The sequence below is a fragment of the Pantoea sp. 1B4 genome (assembly GCF_016925765.1).
Classification (GTDB): domain Bacteria; phylum Pseudomonadota; class Gammaproteobacteria; order Enterobacterales; family Enterobacteriaceae; genus Pantoea; species Pantoea agglomerans.
The window spans coordinates 1,821,014-1,838,165 of sequence record NZ_JAEUWZ010000001.1; the positions used below are offsets into that span (position 1 = coordinate 1,821,014).

Genomic DNA, 17,152 nt, shown 5'->3' on the forward strand with positions numbered 1-17,152 from the left:
TGCTTAATTACGCATAACCGGCGAGCAATGGTTGCCTCGTCGGTTAATGTCAGCCCTGCAACTGATGGATCGCCGCAATCAGGCGTGAAACGCCCTCATCAACTTTGCTGCGCGGACAGCCAACGTTAAGACGCAAAAACCCTTTGCCTGCATCACCGTAGGTCGATCCGGGCATAATTGCGACCCGTTGCTGGATCAGCGCCTGTTGCAGGGCCTCTTCTGGAATGCCCAGCGGATTGATATCGAGCCAGGCGAGATAGGTCGCCTCGGGAATGTGCCAGTTCAGTGCGGGAAACTCAGCGTTAAGGCGATTGGCAACCAGTGTGAAATTATTATAAAGATAGCTGCGTAACGCATCCAGCCAGGGTGCGCCTTGTCGGTAGGCGGCAACGTGTGCCGTGACGGCCAGAACGGCCGGAGACGAAAGGCCGTCAGCATTTTTCAGCGCCTGAAACCAGGCGGCTCTGTCTGCCACATCCGGGATAATTCCCCACGCACCGGTCAGGCCTGGCACGTTGAAGCTTTTCGACGCCGAGGTAAACAGCGCCCAGTCACTGCGCGCCACGCTGGCCCACGGAGTATGGGGCTGATTACCCATAATCATATCCATATGGATTTCATCGCTGATCACCCGCACGCCGTGACGATCGCAGAGCGCCGCCATCTGTTGCAGCTCAGCTGCTGTCCACACTTTGCCGGTGGGATTGTGCGGGCTGCAGAGCAACAGGATTTTACAGCGCGGGCGCGCCAGCCGCGTCTCCAGCGCGGCCATATCACATCGCCAGCTACCGTTATCCCGCTGCAGCGGCATCTCCAGCACCAGTCGCTGATTGCCGCGTACCGTTTTATAAAAAGCATCGTAGGCGGGAGTGTGGAGCACCACTTCATCATCCGGGTTGCTCCAGCGGCGCAGCATCTGCGCCACCATATAGATCACCGAGGGTCCATAAACCAGCGTGTCAGCATCGGGCTGGTAGCCGAAACGGCTGGACATCCAGTGGCAGCAGGCGGAAAGAAAATCGTCATGCTGCCAGCGACTGTAACCCAACACGCCGTGTGCTACGCGCTGCGCCAGCGCCTGCTGAACCGCTGGCGCAGTTCTGAAGTCCATATCCGAAATGGTAAACGGCAGCAGATCGGGGACGCCAAAGCGGTCAGCCACGAAATCCCACTGGGTCGACCAGCTGCCGCGGCGATCGATGACTTCGTCAAAGTTAAACATTATCGGCTCCGGCACATCAGGCAGTGACATTCATCAGGTGTGACAGTTCATCTTTCACCGACTGCACCTGTGGACCGATAACCACCTGCAGGCTGGTCTGATTAAGATGGACCACACCTATCGCGCCGTTGGCTTTCAGCGCCGCATCATCCACTTTACTCATATCCGCCAGGGTCAGACGCAGACGCGTCAGACAATTATCCAGCGAGGTAATATTCTCCACGCCGCCAAGTGCCGCCAGAATAGCCGGTGAGTTATAGCCAGATTTGCCTTTACCGGCATTGCTGACCTGCTGCGCAACCGCACTGGCACTTTCCACTTCGCGTCCCGGTGTTTTGATATTGAAGTGCAGAATGGCGAATCGGAAAATAAGGTAGTAACCGACAAACCATATCGCTGCGACAACGGGTACCCAGTACCATTTGGTCGACAGCCCGTGCAGCACACCAAACACCACAAAGTCGATGATATTGCCGTCTGTATTGCCGATAGTGACGCCCAGTATCGCCATGATGCTGAAGCCAACGCCGGTCAGCAGGGCGTGGATCAGATAGAGGAACGGGGCGACAAACAGAAACAGGAATTCGATAGGTTCGGTGGTGCCGCCGACCACGCAGGCCACCACACCGGAGATCAACAGGCCTTTGATCTTATGACGATTCTCCGGGCGAGCGCAGTGATAGATGGCCAGGGCAGCACCTGGCAGACCACCCAGGAAGGCAGGCATTTTACCCTGTGACAGGAAGCGGGTCGCGCTTTCAGCAAAACCGTGGGTTTCCGGGCAGGCGAGCTGCGCCTGGAAAATGGTTAAGGCACCACTCACGCTCTTGCCACACACATCCAGTGTGCCGCCTGCATCGGTAAAGCGCATGATGGCGACCAGAATATGCTGCAGGCCAAACGGCAGCAGCAGACGTTCGCCGGTTCCAAAGATCATCGGGCCAAAATCACCCGCGCTGTTAATCATCCAGCCTAATCCGGTGATACCCTGCGCGAAAAAAGGCCAGATCAGCGGGACGACCAGTCCCAGTAAACCAATCACCAGCGTGGTGATAATCGGCACAAACCGGGTGCCGCCAAAGAAGGCCAGCGCATCGGGCAGTCGGATGTTATGGAAGCGCTCATGCAGCCAGAACACCACAATACCCACAATGACCGCGCCCAGAATGCCGGTATCGATCGACGGGATCCCCAGGATCGGCTGAACGTTGTTAGCTTTCAGCACGGCGGCATCGGTGGTTGGCAGAATACCGTGGATATTGAGCCAGAAGTTGATGCTGAGGTTTAGCACGGCATACCCCACAAAGCCGGCAAACGCTGCCACGCCCTTGTTCTCGCGCGCCATACCCAGCGGAATCGCAATGGCGAACATCACTGGCAGATAGCTAAAGGCGAACGATCCCAGTTTGGCCATCCAGAGAAACAGATATTGCAGCCAGGGGTGATCCAGCACAGGTAACAGGGTCAGGACATCACGACTGCTCAGCGAACTGCCAATCCCGAGCATGATGCCGCAGAAGGAAAGCAAGGCAACCGGCAGCATAAAGGTTTTCCCCAGACTCTGGAAAAATTCCCAGACGGACATTTTTTGGTGAGAGGGTGACATGAACGCTCCTGGATAAACGGACCACTGAGTGAAGTGGCGGCATGATAAAACGTTTTACCTTGATCTTATGCGCGCTGAATCACACTCTTCAGGTCATGGACGATATAATTTTGACGTCATAAGGTGTAACGTTTTACCTTGTTTTCTAATGCTGTAGTTCAGTTGAGTAATCTGATGAGTAAAATCACCATCAATGATGTTGCGGCGGCGGCGGGCGTGTCGGTGACCACGGTATCGCTGGTGTTATCCGGCAAAGGACGGATCTCTGCGGCAACCATGGCGCGCGTGAACGAGGCCATTGAGCAACTCGGTTTCGTACGTAACCGTTCGGCAACCATGCTGCGCGGGGGTGAGAGTGGCGTGATTGGCTTGATCGTCCGCGATCTCAGCCAGCCATTTTATGCCGAAATGACGGCAGGTCTGAGTGAAGCGCTGGAGAAGCAGGGCAAATTGCTGTTCCTGACGCAGAGCGGCGCCCAGGGACAGCATCTGCATCGCTGCTTTGAGTCACTGGTCGCTCAGGGAGTGGATGGCGTGGTGCTGGGAGGCGGTGCCGATAAGGCCAGCCAGATTGTGACACGGGCCAGAGAGGTGAATATGGCCTTAGTCTGTGCCGCGCGCGCCATTAGCCTGGAGGAGGTGGACGCTATCCGCCCCGATAATGCTCAGGCTGCGCGTCTGGCCACAGAATACCTGATTCGTCAGGGGCATCAGCGCATTGCCTGGCTGGGCGGTCATAGCGCATCACTGACCCGGGCAGAACGTCTTGGCGGCTACTGCGCCACCCTGCTGCAATATGGGCTGCCGTTCCGGCCGGAGTGGATTATTGAATGCGGTAACACGCAAAAAGAGGCGGCTGAAGCAGCGGTACAGCTGTTTCAGCATCATCCGCGGCTGACCGCCGTGCTGGCCTATAACGCCACTACCGCGCTGGGATGCTATTTTGGGCTGTTGCGCACCGGGCGAACATTCGCGCGGGGTGCAGTCGACAGCTATTACGATCAGCAGCTGGCTCTGATGGGCTTTGGCGATGAACCGCAGGCGGAACTGACCGATCCGCCGCTGACGTTTGTCACCAGTTCAGCCCGGGAGATTGGCCGTGTGGCAGCTGAGCGTATCCTGCAACGGATAGCGCAACCGGATGCCGCCCGGCAGAACGTGATTATGCCGCCGCAGCTGGTTATTCGCGGCTCGGCATAAAAAAAGGCGACCCGGAGGTCGCCTTTAAAAGAAGAGTAGAGAATTACTGCGGCATCCCTTCGCTGGTCGGCATACCCAGCATATAGCGGGAGAGGAACTGCTCCAGCGTCATTTTGTCGCCGTTCATGTTCACCTGACCGTTGGTATACTGCAGGCTGGTGACGATATTGTTATCCTGCTGCTGGGTCAGGCGGAACATCTGACCCATCGCCGCCAGTCCTTTCACCTGCTGATCTGCCAGCTTCTGTGCGTCATCGGCCTGATATCCTTCAGCCAGTCCCACTTTATGCATGGTTTCGGTCGCCATTGGCATATTGATGACCAGCTTGCTGTCCAGGCTCTTCAGGACCCGATCAACCATGGCACTGAGTGTCTGGGCTTCGCCGGTCACCGCAGAGGGATCGTTGAAATTAGCGTTCAGGTTAAAGGTGCTTTCACCTTTATCATTTTTCCAGCTCAGCGGGGCGATACTGATCGCAGGTGAGCCCTTCAGCAGCATCGGCAGGTTGCTCATCAGAATCTGATGCACACCCGCCTGGTAGCGGATAGGATCTTCCGCGACGCCAGGCTGGCTCAGCAGTTCCTGCATCTGCGCGTTGTAACGATCGGAGAAGGCTTTTACCGCCTGCGCATCAAACTGTGACAGTTTCATCTTCAGCGCTGCCTGACCAAAATCCTGCTTCTGCAGCTGAATGCCTTCAACTTTGTAGTCGATATTGCCGCCAATCTTACCGGCGCTGTTATCGAAAGAGGAGGTGCCTTTCATTTTGTGCAGCGTCAGGGCGTCCTGACCATTGATGCTGGCATTGACCTTCTCAATATCCACTGACTGGTCGCCAATACGTACGCCTTCCGGGCTGAGATGGGTGTTACCGCTCAGCTTCAGACCATTAATGGTGAACAGCACCGGCTGGCCCATCTCATTTTTACTGGTCAGCGCGAGGCTATCAACGTCACTGTCCAGCGACACTTTGTCGCCTTTGTTATCCGCGCTGACGTTGAAGGTGCCCCCATTGGTGGCAAGACGCTCGCCGCTTTGCGCATTCTGATAATCAACCGGCAGAACGCGCAGCGCCGTATCGGTGGCACCGCTGTAGCCGATACGGGTATCGGCATTAATCAGCGACTTGTTGCCGGTCAGCTCAAACAGCTTTTTCACCGCATCGGTGTTAGCCAGTTCGGTATGAACCGACGCCATGCTCGGGATCAGATTGAAATGCTTCAGCTGAGCAAACGGGAAAGGGCCATGATCGATGGTTTCGTTCAGGATGATGCTCTGGCCTGGTTTCAGCAGGGGATTATCTTCCGTCTGCGAGTTGGCCTGAATCACCAGATTCACTTTGCTGCTGAACACGCCGCGCTGATAGTCCTGATAGCTGATCTTCAGTCGGCTGTTAGGGGCATAAGCATTCAGCTGGGCATTGGCGTTCTGCACCAGCTCATCCCTGTGGCTTTCAATCTGCTTGCCGGTGAACCATGCCGCGCCAGTCCAGACTACGCCCAGTGCGATGATGACACCTACGGCAACATTGGTCTTTTTCATTGCTGATTCGTCCTTATCCTTGAGTCCGCTTATGCCGCAGGTTTACCCCAGCGACTGAAGAAAAACGCCCGCAGGCGTTTAAAAGCTAATAGGTTGAAATAATAGCAGTTAACAGGCACTCCGTCAGCCGCTTCACCCTAAGTCGTTAAATACCCGCGCCAGTCGGCCCGTGCCTGCGACCGTTACGGGGGGATTCGCTGGCGGCAATGAAGCAGGATTCACCTGGTTTCAGCGTCACCTGCTGCTCGCCTTTGGCGATCACCGTCTGGCCTTCGATGCAGAAAAGCAGTGCGGCGCTCTGCTGCGCCAGCGGCTGTGGCTCTGCGTTCAGGGTATGAATGGCAAAGGCAAAATCCTCCACCGGAATCGGGAAGCGCAGCGCGTTGCCCTGTTGCTCTGGCTTGGTCAGCAGGGTGCTGGCTGGCTTCTCTTCAAACTTCAGGTTCGCCATCAGCTCGGCAATATCGATATATTTCGGGGTTAACCCGGCCCGCAACACGTTATCGGAGTTTGCCATCACCTCCAGCGCCACGCCTTTCAGATAAGCGTGCGGGGTCTCCGCATAGAGGAACATCGCCTCGCCCGGTTGCAGCGTGATTACGTTCAGCAGCAGCGGCGAAAACAGGCCGCTGTCGTCAGGATACTCTGCCGCAATCATGCGAATGGTCTGCCACGGCTCACCCTGTTGTGCATCAACCGCGGATTTCAGGATGCCCAGCGCCAGCGATTTCGCCTCACCCTCCAGTGACAGCAGGGTAGAGAAGAGCGCGGCCAGCGTATCCTGATCGGGATGCTGCAGAAAATGGGCTATCTGTGGATGTGCGCCCGCAACCGGCTCCAGCAGTGAGACCATCTCCGTCAGGGTGCGAAAGCCATTCATCGCCTGGAAGGGCGTCAGCGCGAAGACCAGCTCCGGCTTGTGGTTGGCATCTTTATAATTACGCTCAGCAGCTGTCAGCGGAATACCCGCCGCATTCTCACGGGCAAAGCCCACTTCGGCCGCGCGTTTGCTGGGATGGACCTGAATCGACAGTGGCTGATCGGCAGACAACACTTTGAACAGGAAGGGCAGTTCACCAAAACGCTGTGCCACCGCTTCGCCAAGCATGGCGGCAGGCGCGGCATCAATCACGTCACGCAGCGAACGCTCGCTGCCCTGGTCAATCACGGTGGAGGGGCTTTTTGGATGTGCGCCCATCCAGAGTTCCGCCATCGGCAGCCCCTGTGGATTAGCGATTCCGTAAAGCTCAGTCAACGCAGTTTTGCTGCCCCATGCGTAGTTTTGCAGCGTATTGTTCATTTTTTGCATTGTATAACCCTTTATCACGGGAAATTATTGCCAGTATTAAAGCAGAAACTGCCGGTAAAAATACATCTCCAGCGCAAAAGGACGCTAAGCTCTGATAATGTTAAATTATTGTGTATTACTATCCTGACCGCCCGGTAGTCGATCGTAATGACGTACCGGGCGGTCATTCTTTTAAAAACCAGATGAAGGAGACGTATTCATGGCAGCCAATCGCATTGAGAAAGATTCAATGGGCCCCATCGACGTACCGGCAGACAAACTGTGGGGCGCGCAGACACAGCGCTCACTGGAACACTTCCGCATCTCAACCGAAAAAATGCCGACCGCGCTGGTGCATGCACTGGCATTGACCAAGCGCGCCGCGGCCAGCGTTAACCGCGATCTGGGACTGCTGCCCGCTGACCGCGCCGAGGCGATTGTCAGCGCGGCCGATGAGGTGCTGGCTGACAAGCATGCGGATGAATTCCCGCTGGCGATCTGGCAGACCGGTTCCGGCACCCAGACCAATATGAACATGAATGAAGTGCTGGCGAACCGCGCCAGTGAAATCCTTGGCGGAGAGCGCGGAATGGCGCGGCTGGTTCATCCCAACGACGATGTGAACAAGAGCCAGAGTTCCAACGATGTCTTCCCGACGGCGATGCACGTTGCCGCCGTTATCGCCTTGCGCGAACAGCTGATCCCTCAGATTCAGGTACTGAAAAAGACCTTAAGCCAGAAGTCCGACGCCTTCAAAGATATCGTCAAGATTGGCCGTACTCACCTGCAGGATGCCACGCCGCTGACCCTGGGCCAGGAGATTTCCGGCTGGGTGGCGATGCTGGAGCATAACCTGAAGCATATTGAGCAGAGCATTCCGCACGTGGCGGAACTGGCGCTGGGCGGCACGGCAGTAGGTACGGGCCTGAACACCCATCCGGAATATGCGGTGCGCGTGGCGAAGGCGCTGGCCGATCTCACGCAGCAGCCGTTTGTCACTGCGCCAAACAAGTTTGAGGCGCTGGCAACCTGTGATGCGCTGGTGCATGCGCATGGCGCGCTGAAAGGGCTGGCCGCCTCGCTGATGAAAATCGCGAACGACGTGCGCTGGCTCTCTTCCGGCCCGCGTTGCGGCATCGGCGAAATCGCCATCCCGGAAAATGAGCCAGGCAGCTCCATCATGCCGGGTAAAGTTAACCCGACCCAGTGCGAAGCGATGACCATGCTCTGCTGTCAGGTGATGGGTAACGATGTGGCGATCAACATGGGCGGCGCATCCGGTAACTTTGAGCTTAACGTGTTCCGTCCGATGGTAATCCATAACTTCCTGCAATCAATTCGCCTGCTGGCGGATGGCATGGACAGCTTTAATCATCACTGCGCGGTCGGCATTGAGCCGGTGCGTGAGCGCATCGATCAACTGCTTAACGAATCGCTGATGCTGGTGACGGCGCTGAATACCCATATTGGCTATGACAAAGCGGCAGAAATTGCCAAGAAGGCGCACAAAGAGGGGCTGACGCTGAAAGGCTCGGCGCTGAAGCTGGGTTATCTTACAGAAGAGGAGTTTGATGCCTGGGTTCGTCCGGAAGAGATGGTCGGCAGCATGAAGTCTTAGGGTTTGAGTGAATCAGAGGCCAGCGAATGCTGGCCTTTTTCATTTATATCGGACAATCGACCCACAGATGCAGTCTGGGGATTAAAAGATTCAGCGGTTCTGCAGCAGGTTTATAACGATGGTTAATGTTATCGGCATCGTAGTTAAGCAATTCCCCCCAGAACCGGAACCTGGCTGCGATCGCGACAGATAACCAGAATCGGTGAAGGACAGGCCAGCTGAGTTTGTTTTTGTTCATCCGCGCGCCAGACGCGTGCAACCGGCTGGACTTTCACCGGGCGCTTGATTTTCAATCGTGCCGAGGCGGGCAGGGCGCGCACGCTTGCCAGCTCCTCCTGCACTTTTTCCGCCCACTGTTCACGTGACCACGGCGCTTTTGCACGTCCCGACTTCAGGCTTTTTTCCAGCTGGGCGATTACCTCTTCGCGCTTGAGATTCTTGATAATGTGCTTGTTGGCCCAGCCGAAACGCAGGCTATCCGGTGCGCTCAGCAGGGTGATAGTGCGATAGGCATTCAGGGTAATCAGCCCGCGCAAATGCTGGTGGACGAACTCAAAACGCGCCTCACTCGGCAGGCCAGAGTCCACCGTAATCAGCTGCTCCAGCCGTGCTTTCAACTGATTGATGACGTCGACCAGCGAGCCGATCTCCGCCTCCTGCTGCGCGTCGCATTCGATACAGAGCGCGCCAGGCAAGCGCACGGCAGCCTTGGTGCTCAGCTGTTCTGACTGATGCTGCATAAACAGGCGGCAGTAGTGGTCAAGCGCCATCTTTAACGCGCTCTCCCCGAGATGCTGCTCGACGGCAATCCGGGTGATCGCTTCATGTTCGCGACCTTTAACCACCGGCGGCAGGCTGAAGACGCGGGCGATCAGCAGAGGCTGAGCTTCAATCTGCTGACGCAATTCACCCAGCGCCAGTTCCAGGTCATTTACACATTGATGCATATCAGCCACTAAGTCGTAGCGCGTCATGTTGTGCCTCCATAGTTACAACGTCCACAATGTGGCAGAAGCCTGGCGAGGATGCAAGCGTCACATAGTTACAACATACTATAAGTAGTTTACTCAAAACCGTGCGGCCTGCATAGCTGTCCAGTCAAAAGGGCATCACGCATTTTGGCTTATCGCAGAACATGTTATAAAAACGGTTCGCCTGCTAACCAGGAGATTGCCTGTGAATCAGAACAATAAACCCGGCATCGCCGCCATTATTACCCTGGGCTGGGTGCAGATCCTGTCATGGGGCGGGTCGTTCTACCTGATGGCGGTGATGGCGAATCCGATTGCGGCTGAGACAGGCTGGTCACAGCAGTGGATTTATGGCGCACTCTCGACCGGGATTCTGGTATCGGGCCTGCTGTCACCGCTGGCAGGCAGGATTATCGCCCGCACCGGTGGCCGCCTGTTGCTGGCACTAAGTGGCATGGTGATGGCGGTGGGGCTGGTGATCATGGCTTATAGCCACTCTCTGCCGCTGTTTCTGTTTGCCTGGGTAATTATTGGCATCGGTATGGCGATGGGCCTTTATGACGCACTGTTTGCCACGCTCGGCACCTGCTATGGCAGTCAGGCGCGTGCAGCGATCACCGGTATCACCCTGATATCTGGCTTCTGCACCACGCTGGTCTGGCCGGGAACGGCGTTGTTAATCCACGGATTCGGCTGGCGAAACGCGTCGCTGATAATTGCGGCACTGATGGTCGTCTGCGTGCTGCCTGCCTATCTGTTTGCCTTACCCGACAGTCACGCTAAGCGGCCGGAGAAACGACTGAGTCCGCAGCCTGGCTCGGCGGAGATTGCGCCTGCGCTGTTCTGGCTACTGTGTGCCATCTTTACCCTGGCGTCCGTGATCATGACGGCTATTTCCGTGCAGCTTATCGCCTTGCTGCAGGCGAGTGGTCATACGCTGACCTCGGCGCTGGCGATCAGCGCCGTACTTGGCCCGTGTCAGGTGGGATCCCGACTCGTCGATATCGCCTTTAAACGCAGTCATCCCATCCGTACCACCTTTTTTCCGTCGGGCTGGTGGCACTGGGCTTGCTGTTGCTGGCATTGTTTCCGCAGATGGCGTTGCTGAGCATGGTGTTGTATGGCGCAGGAAATGGCTTACGTGCCATCGTGCGCGGAACTTTACCGCTGGCGATGGTCAAACCAGAGTCCTATGCGATTGTGGTGGGTAAAATGGCCCGCCCGGCGTTGATGGGGCAGGCACTGACGCCGCTGATAGGTGGATATGTGTTTGAAAAGATGGGAGCATCGGCGACGCTGTGGTTGCTTTGCGCCCTGGCAATCTTTAACGTGGTACTGGTTATGGCGCTGAAGCAGCGATTGCCGGCGACATCGGCCACCACGGCATAACGGAACGGTTCTCCTTGCTCCGCAGGAAGAGGGCCGTTAGCAGGCTAAGCACCTTGTGCTATCGGGCCTCAGGCTTTGGTGAATACGTGCCTTGTCACCGCCGGTTTGCTTCAAAAAAGCAACAGTGTTTGTTATATTTATTGCTCATTGATTGTTCACTTATGCGGCAATAAAACAATAAGATGCACCGCAACTCAGGATAAAGAAATGCTTGATTACCGCTTCCCGACAGCTTTGCAAATGGTTCTGAGCGTAGCGATGGCGGAGCAAATGGGAAAACGCTCTACCAGCGCGATTCTGGCCTACGGGCTGGAAGCGAATCCCAGTTTCATACGAAAATTAATGGTCCCGCTGACCCGTGACGGCATTATCGTCTCCACGCTGGGCCGTACCGGTTCGATTCATCTGGGCCGTCCTGCTGCAGAAATTACTCTGCGGGATATCTATGTCTCAGTGATCGAAGACAAAAAAATCTGGGCCGCGCGTCCTGACGTCGCGCCGCGCTGTCTGGTCAGTGCCAACCTCTGCTGGTACTTCAAGTCGATAGCCGATGAAGCCGAGCAGGCGTCGCTGGATGTGCTGGCAAAACGCACCGTGGCAGACGCACTGAACGAACTGAAGAAACGCGACACCAGCAACTGCACCGCCGTGCCGGAACCTGAACCCGAAGAGATTGATGATCTCTGCAAAAAAGAGCCGCTGATTAGCGGCTTTTTTTTATGCCTGCTGGTCAGTAACTTCCTGCCTCAAATCTGCCATAAGCCAATAACTCACTTTCCTGGGGTCGGTTATCACGCTGAACCTGATAAACATTTGAAAATTCAGCATCCATCACAACATTAATGTTGTATTGATTATCACCAATGTTATTCTTGCTGTTATACACAGCGAGGGAACGCGATGAAGTACAGTGAATTCAGACGCTGGCTCATTCAGCAGGGCGCTATTTTGACTAAGCACCGCAGTGGAAGCAGCCATTTCAAGGTCTTCCTGTGCGACAGGCAATCCATTTTTCCGGATCACTGAGCAAAAGAAATGCCTGAAGGTACGCGCAGAAAAATTTTAAAAGATCTGGGCCTGTGAGCCCGATCAGAGAGGTAACTCTATGTTTAATTATGCCGTCAGATTAACTCATGACGCCAAAACCGATACCTATGAGGTCTCGTGTCGTGATTTGCCGTTACTGCATTCCGTCGGCGACACCGTTGAGGAAGCACTTGCAGAAGCCGAAGATGGACTGGTGACGGCAATCTCTCTCGAGATGGATACGCGTCGTCCGATTCCGGTTGCCAGTAAACCGCTGGAAGGAGAGTACATCGTCTCTGTGCCTGTACTGGTGGCAATGAAAGCGGCACTTTACAACGCAATGATTGAAACCGGCACCCGTAAAGTCGATCTGGCACGTCAACTGGGCGTGAATGGCCCACAGGTTGATCGACTACTGGATGTAGAGCACTCATCGAAAGTCGAAAATGTGGAGCTGGCGCTGGCTCAGCTGGGGCGCAAAGCCCGGATTGAAATTCGGACCTGATCATCTGCCCGCAAGCAGAACGCTGGAGGTCAAAGATGAATAATAATTCTGATCTGGCTAATGTCGCCGGGCAACCCGCCATGATCAATGAAACCTCGCTGAATGCGTTTATCATTGAAACGCTGAATGAAAGATTAAAGCGGCGCTAACCTGCAAGGCAGAATCTGCCGGCATCTGTGAATCACAGGCAAAAAAAGGGGGGAGATCCTATGATCGCCCCCTTTTAACTTTTACGGTTTACGCCGTCACGGACGATGCACTACCTGACCGGCGCGTCACCAGCTTGCGCAGGGCGACGTAGAACACCGGCGTCAGGAACAGGCCGAACAGCGTCACGCCGAGCATGCCGGAGAAGACCGTAATACCGGTAACGCCACGGACCTCTGCACCCGCGCCTTCACCCAGAATCAACGGTATTGTACCGGCGATAAAGGCGATGGAGGTCATTACAATCGGACGCAGACGCAGGCGACACGCTTCCAGCGCCGCTTCCACAATCCCTTTGCCCTGAATCTCCAGCTCTCGCGCAAACTCGACGATCAGAATCGCGTTCTTACAGGCCAGCCCCATCAGCACCACCAGTCCGACCTGCACGAAGACGTTGTTGTCACCGCCAGTCAGCCAGACGCCAAACAGCGCAGAGAGCATGGTCATCGGCACAATCAGGATCACCGCCAGCGGCAGCGTCCAGCTCTCATACAGCGCGGCCAGCACCAGGAACGCCAGCAACACGGCCATCGGGAAGACAATCAGCGCGGTATTGCCCTGCGTTGACTGCTGATAACTCAGATCGGTCCACTCGATGTTCATGCCGTTTGGCAATAGCTGACCGGACATCGCTTCGAGCTGACTCATCGCCTGCGCCGAGGAGAGCACGCGTGGGTCGGCATCACCAATCAAATCCGCCGCCGGATAGCCGTTATAGCGGATCACCGGGTCGGGACCGTAGGTGGTGGTAATGTTGACCATGCTGCCAATCGGCACCATCTCACCGCGATCGTTTCGGGTACGCAGGTTAGCGATATCTTCGATGCTGTCGCGGAAATCCCCGTCAGCCTGCGCCATCACCCGCCAGGTGCGGCCAAAGCGGTTAAAGTCATTCACATACGACGAGCCGAGATAGGTCTGGAGCGTGCTGAACAGCGCGGTCAGCGATACTCCCTGCGCTTTGGCTTTATCCCGGTCTACCTTCACATCAAGCTGCGGAACGTTGGCCTGATAAGAGGAGATGGGGAAGTGCATCCCTGGCGTCTGCATGATGCTGCCCGACAGCGTATTAATCGCCGTCTGCAGTGCGCCATAACCCAGACCCGCTCGGTCCTGCACATAGAGCGAATAGCCCGAGCCCTGGCCCAGCCCCAGAATCGGCGGTGGCATAATCGAGAAGCCAAAGCCCTGCTGGATTTGAGCGATCTTCGCATTGATCTCAGCGTTGATCTCCGCCGCCGTATGTTTGCGCTCATTAAACGGCTTCAGACCGAAGAACACCGTGCCGCTGTTCGGCGTATTGGTGAACTGCAGTGCATTCAGGCCGGGGAACGCGACCGCATAGGCGACGCCTTCGGTCTGCATACCGATTTCGCTCATCTTACGAATCACAGCATCCGTGCGCGCCAGAGAGGAACCTTCCGGCATCTTCACGCCACCAATCAGGTAGAGCTTATCCTGCGTCGGAATAAATCCACCCGGCACGGTGTGGAACATAAATCCGGCACCTGCCAGCAGCAGAATATAGACGCCAAACACGGCGCCACGGCGACGCAGCGTACGGCCCACCAGCGATTCATAACCATGGGCACTGCGCTGGAAGAAGCGGTTAAACGGCCGGAATAGCCAGCCAAACAGCGCATCAATGATCCGCGTCAGCCGGTCTTTCGGCGCGTGATGATCTTTCAGCAGCATCGCCGCCAGCGCAGGCGAGAGCGTCAGCGAGTTAATAGCAGAGATCACTGTAGAGATGGCAATGGTAGTGGCGAACTGCTTGTAGAACTGCCCGGTGACGCCAGAGAGAAACGCCATCGGCACAAACACCGCGCACAGCACCAGCGCAATGGCGATGATCGGCCCGGAGACCTCACGCATCGCCTGATGCGCAGCGGCGCGCGGCGACAGCCCCATCTCAATGTTACGTTCGACGTTCTCCACCACCACAATGGCGTCATCCACCACGATACCAATCGCCAGCACCAGCCCGAACAGGCTCAGCGTATTCAGCGAGAAGCCAAGCAGATAGAGCACGCTAAAGGTACCGACTATCGAAACCGGCACCGCCAGCAGGGGAATGATGGAGGCGCGCCAGGTCTGGAGGAACAGAATCACCACCAGCACGACCAGAATGACCGCTTCCAGCAGGGTCTGCACCACGGCTTTAATCGAGTCGCGGACAAACACCGTCGGATCGTAAGGCGCGGCCCATTTCACGTCATTGGGGAAGCGGGTCGCCAGCTCATCCATTTTGGCGCGAACCGCATTGGAGAGGTCGATGGCGTTGGCGCCAGGTGCCTGGAAGATGCCGATACCGACCGCATCTTTGTTATTCAGCTGCGAGCGCAGGGCATAGCTGCCCGAGCCCATCTCAATCCGCGCCACGTCACGCAGCCGCACCAGCGAACCATCTTCCGAGGTTTTCAGGATGATATCGCCAAACTGCTGCTCGCTCTCCAGTCGTCCCTGGGTGTTGATTGACAGCAGAAAATCGCTCTGTTTTTTCAGCGGCTCGGCCCCCAGCTGACCGGCAGAGACCTGCACGTTCTGCTCCTGCATCGCCGTCACTACGTCAGAGGCGGTCAGACCACGCGCCGCCACTTTATTGGGATCAAGCCAGACGCGCATCGCATACTCGCCTGCGCCGAAAATCTGGATCTGACCGACACCCGGCAGGCGGGCCAGCTCATCTTTCACCTTGAGGGTGGCGTAGTTACGCAGGTAGAGCGAATCGTAGGTATTGTTCGGTGAGAACATGTGGACGACCAGCGTCAGGGTCGGCGACATCTTCTGGGTGGTGATCCCCAGCCGACGCACATCTTCCGGCAGTCGGGCTTCCGCCTGCGCTACGCGGTTCTGCACCTGCACCTGCGCCTGATCAGGATCGGTGCCTGGACGGAAGGTGACGGTGGTCACCAGCACGCCGTCAGAACCGGCTACTGACTTCATGTACATCATGTTTTCGACGCCGTTGATTGCCTCTTCCAGCGGCGTCGCCACGGAATCCGCAATCACTTTCGGGTTAGCGCCTGGATACTCGGCGCGCACCTGTACGCTGGGTGGCACCACGTCGGGATATTCACTGACTGGCAGCAGCGGGATAGCAATCACCCCGGTCACAAAAATCAGGATCGACAGCACCGCAGCAAAAATGGGCCGGTCGATAAAAAAGCGGGAAAAGTCCATAGCGGCCTCGGGTTATTGAGCGGCTGCCGCACGCATGGCGACCGGCTGAGCAGTGACCGGCATGCCGGGCATAAATACTTTTTGCAGACCGGCGATGATGACCTTGTCGCCGGATTGCAGACCCGATTTAACGATGCGCAAACCATCCACCATCGCGCCAGGCTGGATATCGCGCCGCTGCGCTTTACCTTCGCCATCCACCACGTAGACATACTTGCGATCCTGGTCGGTCAATACCGCTTTATCATCGATCAGCACCGCCTCGAACTGCGCGCTGCCGGGCAGACGCACGCGGGCAAACAGGCCAGGCGTAAACTGACGCTGTTGATTGTCGAGCAGGGCGCGCATACGAATGGTGCCGGTGCTGGCGGTCAGCTGGTTATCCAGAAAGTCAATTTTGCCCTGGTGCGGGAAACCCTGTTCGCCGACCAGCGCAATCTCAACCGGCAGTGCATGGCGCTGCTGGCCCTGACGCGCCATCGCCTGATAGTTCAGGAAGGTGTTCTCATCGACATCGAAATAGACATACATCTGCTGCTGCGACACCAGCGTGGTTAACACACTGGCGCTGTCGCCGGCGGTCACCAGGTTACCGGCGGTGATCATCGCCCGGCTGGCGCGGCCATCAATCGGCGCGGTAACGCGAGTAAAGTCGAGGTTCAGCTGCGCCATATCGACCGCGGCCTCTGCGGCCAGCACATCCGCCTGCGCCTGGCTGGCGGCAGAACGACGCTGCTCCCACGCTTCGCGGGAAATCGCCTGCGTGCCGATCAGCTTCTCGCTGCGACCCGATTCGCTGCGGGCCAGACTCGCCTGACTGCGCGCCCGGGCCAGTTCCGCTTTGGCCTGCTCCAGCGCCGCGCGGTAACTCCGGTCATCAATGGTAAACAGTACCTGACCTTTTCTGACCTCATCGCCTTCACGATAGTTAACGGCATCAATGTAGCCAGAGACGCGCGGACGCAACTGCACGCTCTGCACCGCTTCAACCCGGCCATTGAAATTATCCCATTGACTGACCGGTTTGATCAGCACGGGTGCGGCACTCACTTCAGGCGGCGGGGGAGCGGCGTTTTGCGCCACACCTTTATCGCAGCCGCTCAGTTGCGTGATGAGCAGTACCATCCCTAAGAGGGTTAAACCCTGACGAACCCGGTTCGTAATCATTGTTGTTATTCCGCGATAGATATAAACAGGCGGCCTGCAGGCCAATATTTGCAACTTTTAAGATTGCAATTAATCGCGGTGAGTGTAGGCTTGCGTGGCTGGCAACTGCAAGAATAACAGATACACTTTATGTGCGGTTTAGGGCAGGGTGATGAAAGCCTAAACAACTTAGCTAAAACCCCACAAATAGTGCGGCATTTAATGTACTAATAAAACTTGCATTAAAT

8 protein-coding genes and 4 pseudogenes are annotated in these 17,152 nt (G+C 56.5%); 5 read left to right on the forward strand and 7 right to left on the reverse strand.

Annotated elements, in window-relative coordinates; translation table 11 throughout:
• Window positions 1–49 precede the first annotated feature (49 nt).
• On the reverse strand, window positions 50–1,222 hold the full coding sequence (locus JNO11_RS08880) for a pyridoxal phosphate-dependent aminotransferase (RefSeq protein WP_325177192.1): 1,173 nt from the start codon (window positions 1,220–1,222) through the stop codon (window positions 50–52).
• Window positions 1,223–1,238: 16 nt separating this feature from the next.
• Window positions 1,239–2,828: a maltose/glucose-specific PTS transporter subunit IIBC gene (malX, locus tag JNO11_RS08885; RefSeq protein ID WP_325177193.1), complete on the reverse strand. Its 1,590-nt coding sequence runs from the start codon at window positions 2,826–2,828 to the stop codon at window positions 1,239–1,241.
• 174 nt (window positions 2,829–3,002) lie between these two features.
• Here malX and malI point away from each other — a divergent pair, with 174 nt between their 5' ends.
• Complete coding sequence (malI, locus tag JNO11_RS08890) at window positions 3,003–4,028, forward strand: Mal regulon transcriptional regulator MalI (protein WP_325177194.1); 1,026 nt, start codon at window positions 3,003–3,005, stop codon at window positions 4,026–4,028.
• A gap of 43 nt (window positions 4,029–4,071) precedes the next feature.
• On the opposite strand, the gene JNO11_RS08895 is transcribed toward malI, so the two are convergent.
• Window positions 4,072–5,571 (reverse strand): YdgA family protein, encoded by a 1,500-nt coding sequence (locus tag JNO11_RS08895; protein WP_010245343.1) that lies wholly within the window; start codon window positions 5,569–5,571, stop codon window positions 4,072–4,074.
• A gap of 132 nt (window positions 5,572–5,703) precedes the next feature.
• Window positions 5,704–6,880, reverse strand: a pseudogene (gene manA / locus JNO11_RS08900) (mannose-6-phosphate isomerase).
• 199 nt (window positions 6,881–7,079) lie between these two features.
• On the opposite strand from manA, the gene fumC reads away from it, so the two are divergent.
• Complete coding sequence (fumC, locus tag JNO11_RS08905; protein ID WP_010245332.1) at window positions 7,080–8,477, forward strand: class II fumarate hydratase; 1,398 nt, start codon at window positions 7,080–7,082, stop codon at window positions 8,475–8,477.
• A 43-nt stretch (window positions 8,478–8,520) separates the two neighbouring features.
• On the opposite strand, the pseudogene tus reads toward fumC, so the two are convergent.
• Window positions 8,521–9,451: pseudogene (gene tus, locus JNO11_RS08910) on the reverse strand (DNA replication terminus site-binding protein).
• Window positions 9,452–9,653: 202 nt separating this feature from the next.
• Here tus and JNO11_RS08915 point away from each other — a divergent pair.
• From JNO11_RS08915 to JNO11_RS08925, 3 genes and pseudogenes are all read left to right on the forward strand, one after another.
• A pseudogene (locus tag JNO11_RS08915) lies at window positions 9,654–10,837 on the forward strand (MFS transporter).
• A 207-nt stretch (window positions 10,838–11,044) separates the two neighbouring features.
• Window positions 11,045–11,500, forward strand: a pseudogene (locus JNO11_RS08920) (Rrf2 family transcriptional regulator); the annotation flags it as partial.
• Between the two features lie 442 nt (window positions 11,501–11,942).
• Window positions 11,943–12,368, forward strand: coding sequence for a type II toxin-antitoxin system HicB family antitoxin (locus tag JNO11_RS08925; protein ID WP_010245317.1), 426 nt, complete (start codon window positions 11,943–11,945; stop codon window positions 12,366–12,368).
• Between the two features lie 237 nt (window positions 12,369–12,605).
• Here the strand turns inward: JNO11_RS08925 and oqxB are convergent, their stop codons facing one another.
• Together oqxB and JNO11_RS08935 are read right to left on the reverse strand one after the other, a co-directional pair.
• The gene (gene oqxB, locus JNO11_RS08930) at window positions 12,606–15,758 is read right to left on the reverse strand and encodes a multidrug efflux RND transporter permease subunit OqxB (protein WP_010670097.1); all 3,153 of its coding nucleotides are present in this window, start codon (window positions 15,756–15,758) and stop codon (window positions 12,606–12,608) included.
• Window positions 15,759–15,770: 12 nt separating this feature from the next.
• Window positions 15,771–16,925 carry an efflux RND transporter periplasmic adaptor subunit gene (locus tag JNO11_RS08935; RefSeq protein WP_010245312.1) on the reverse strand — a complete coding sequence of 385 codons (1,155 nt, stop codon included), beginning with the start codon at window positions 16,923–16,925 and terminating at the stop codon, window positions 15,771–15,773.
• Window positions 16,926–17,152: the final 227 nt, after the last annotated feature.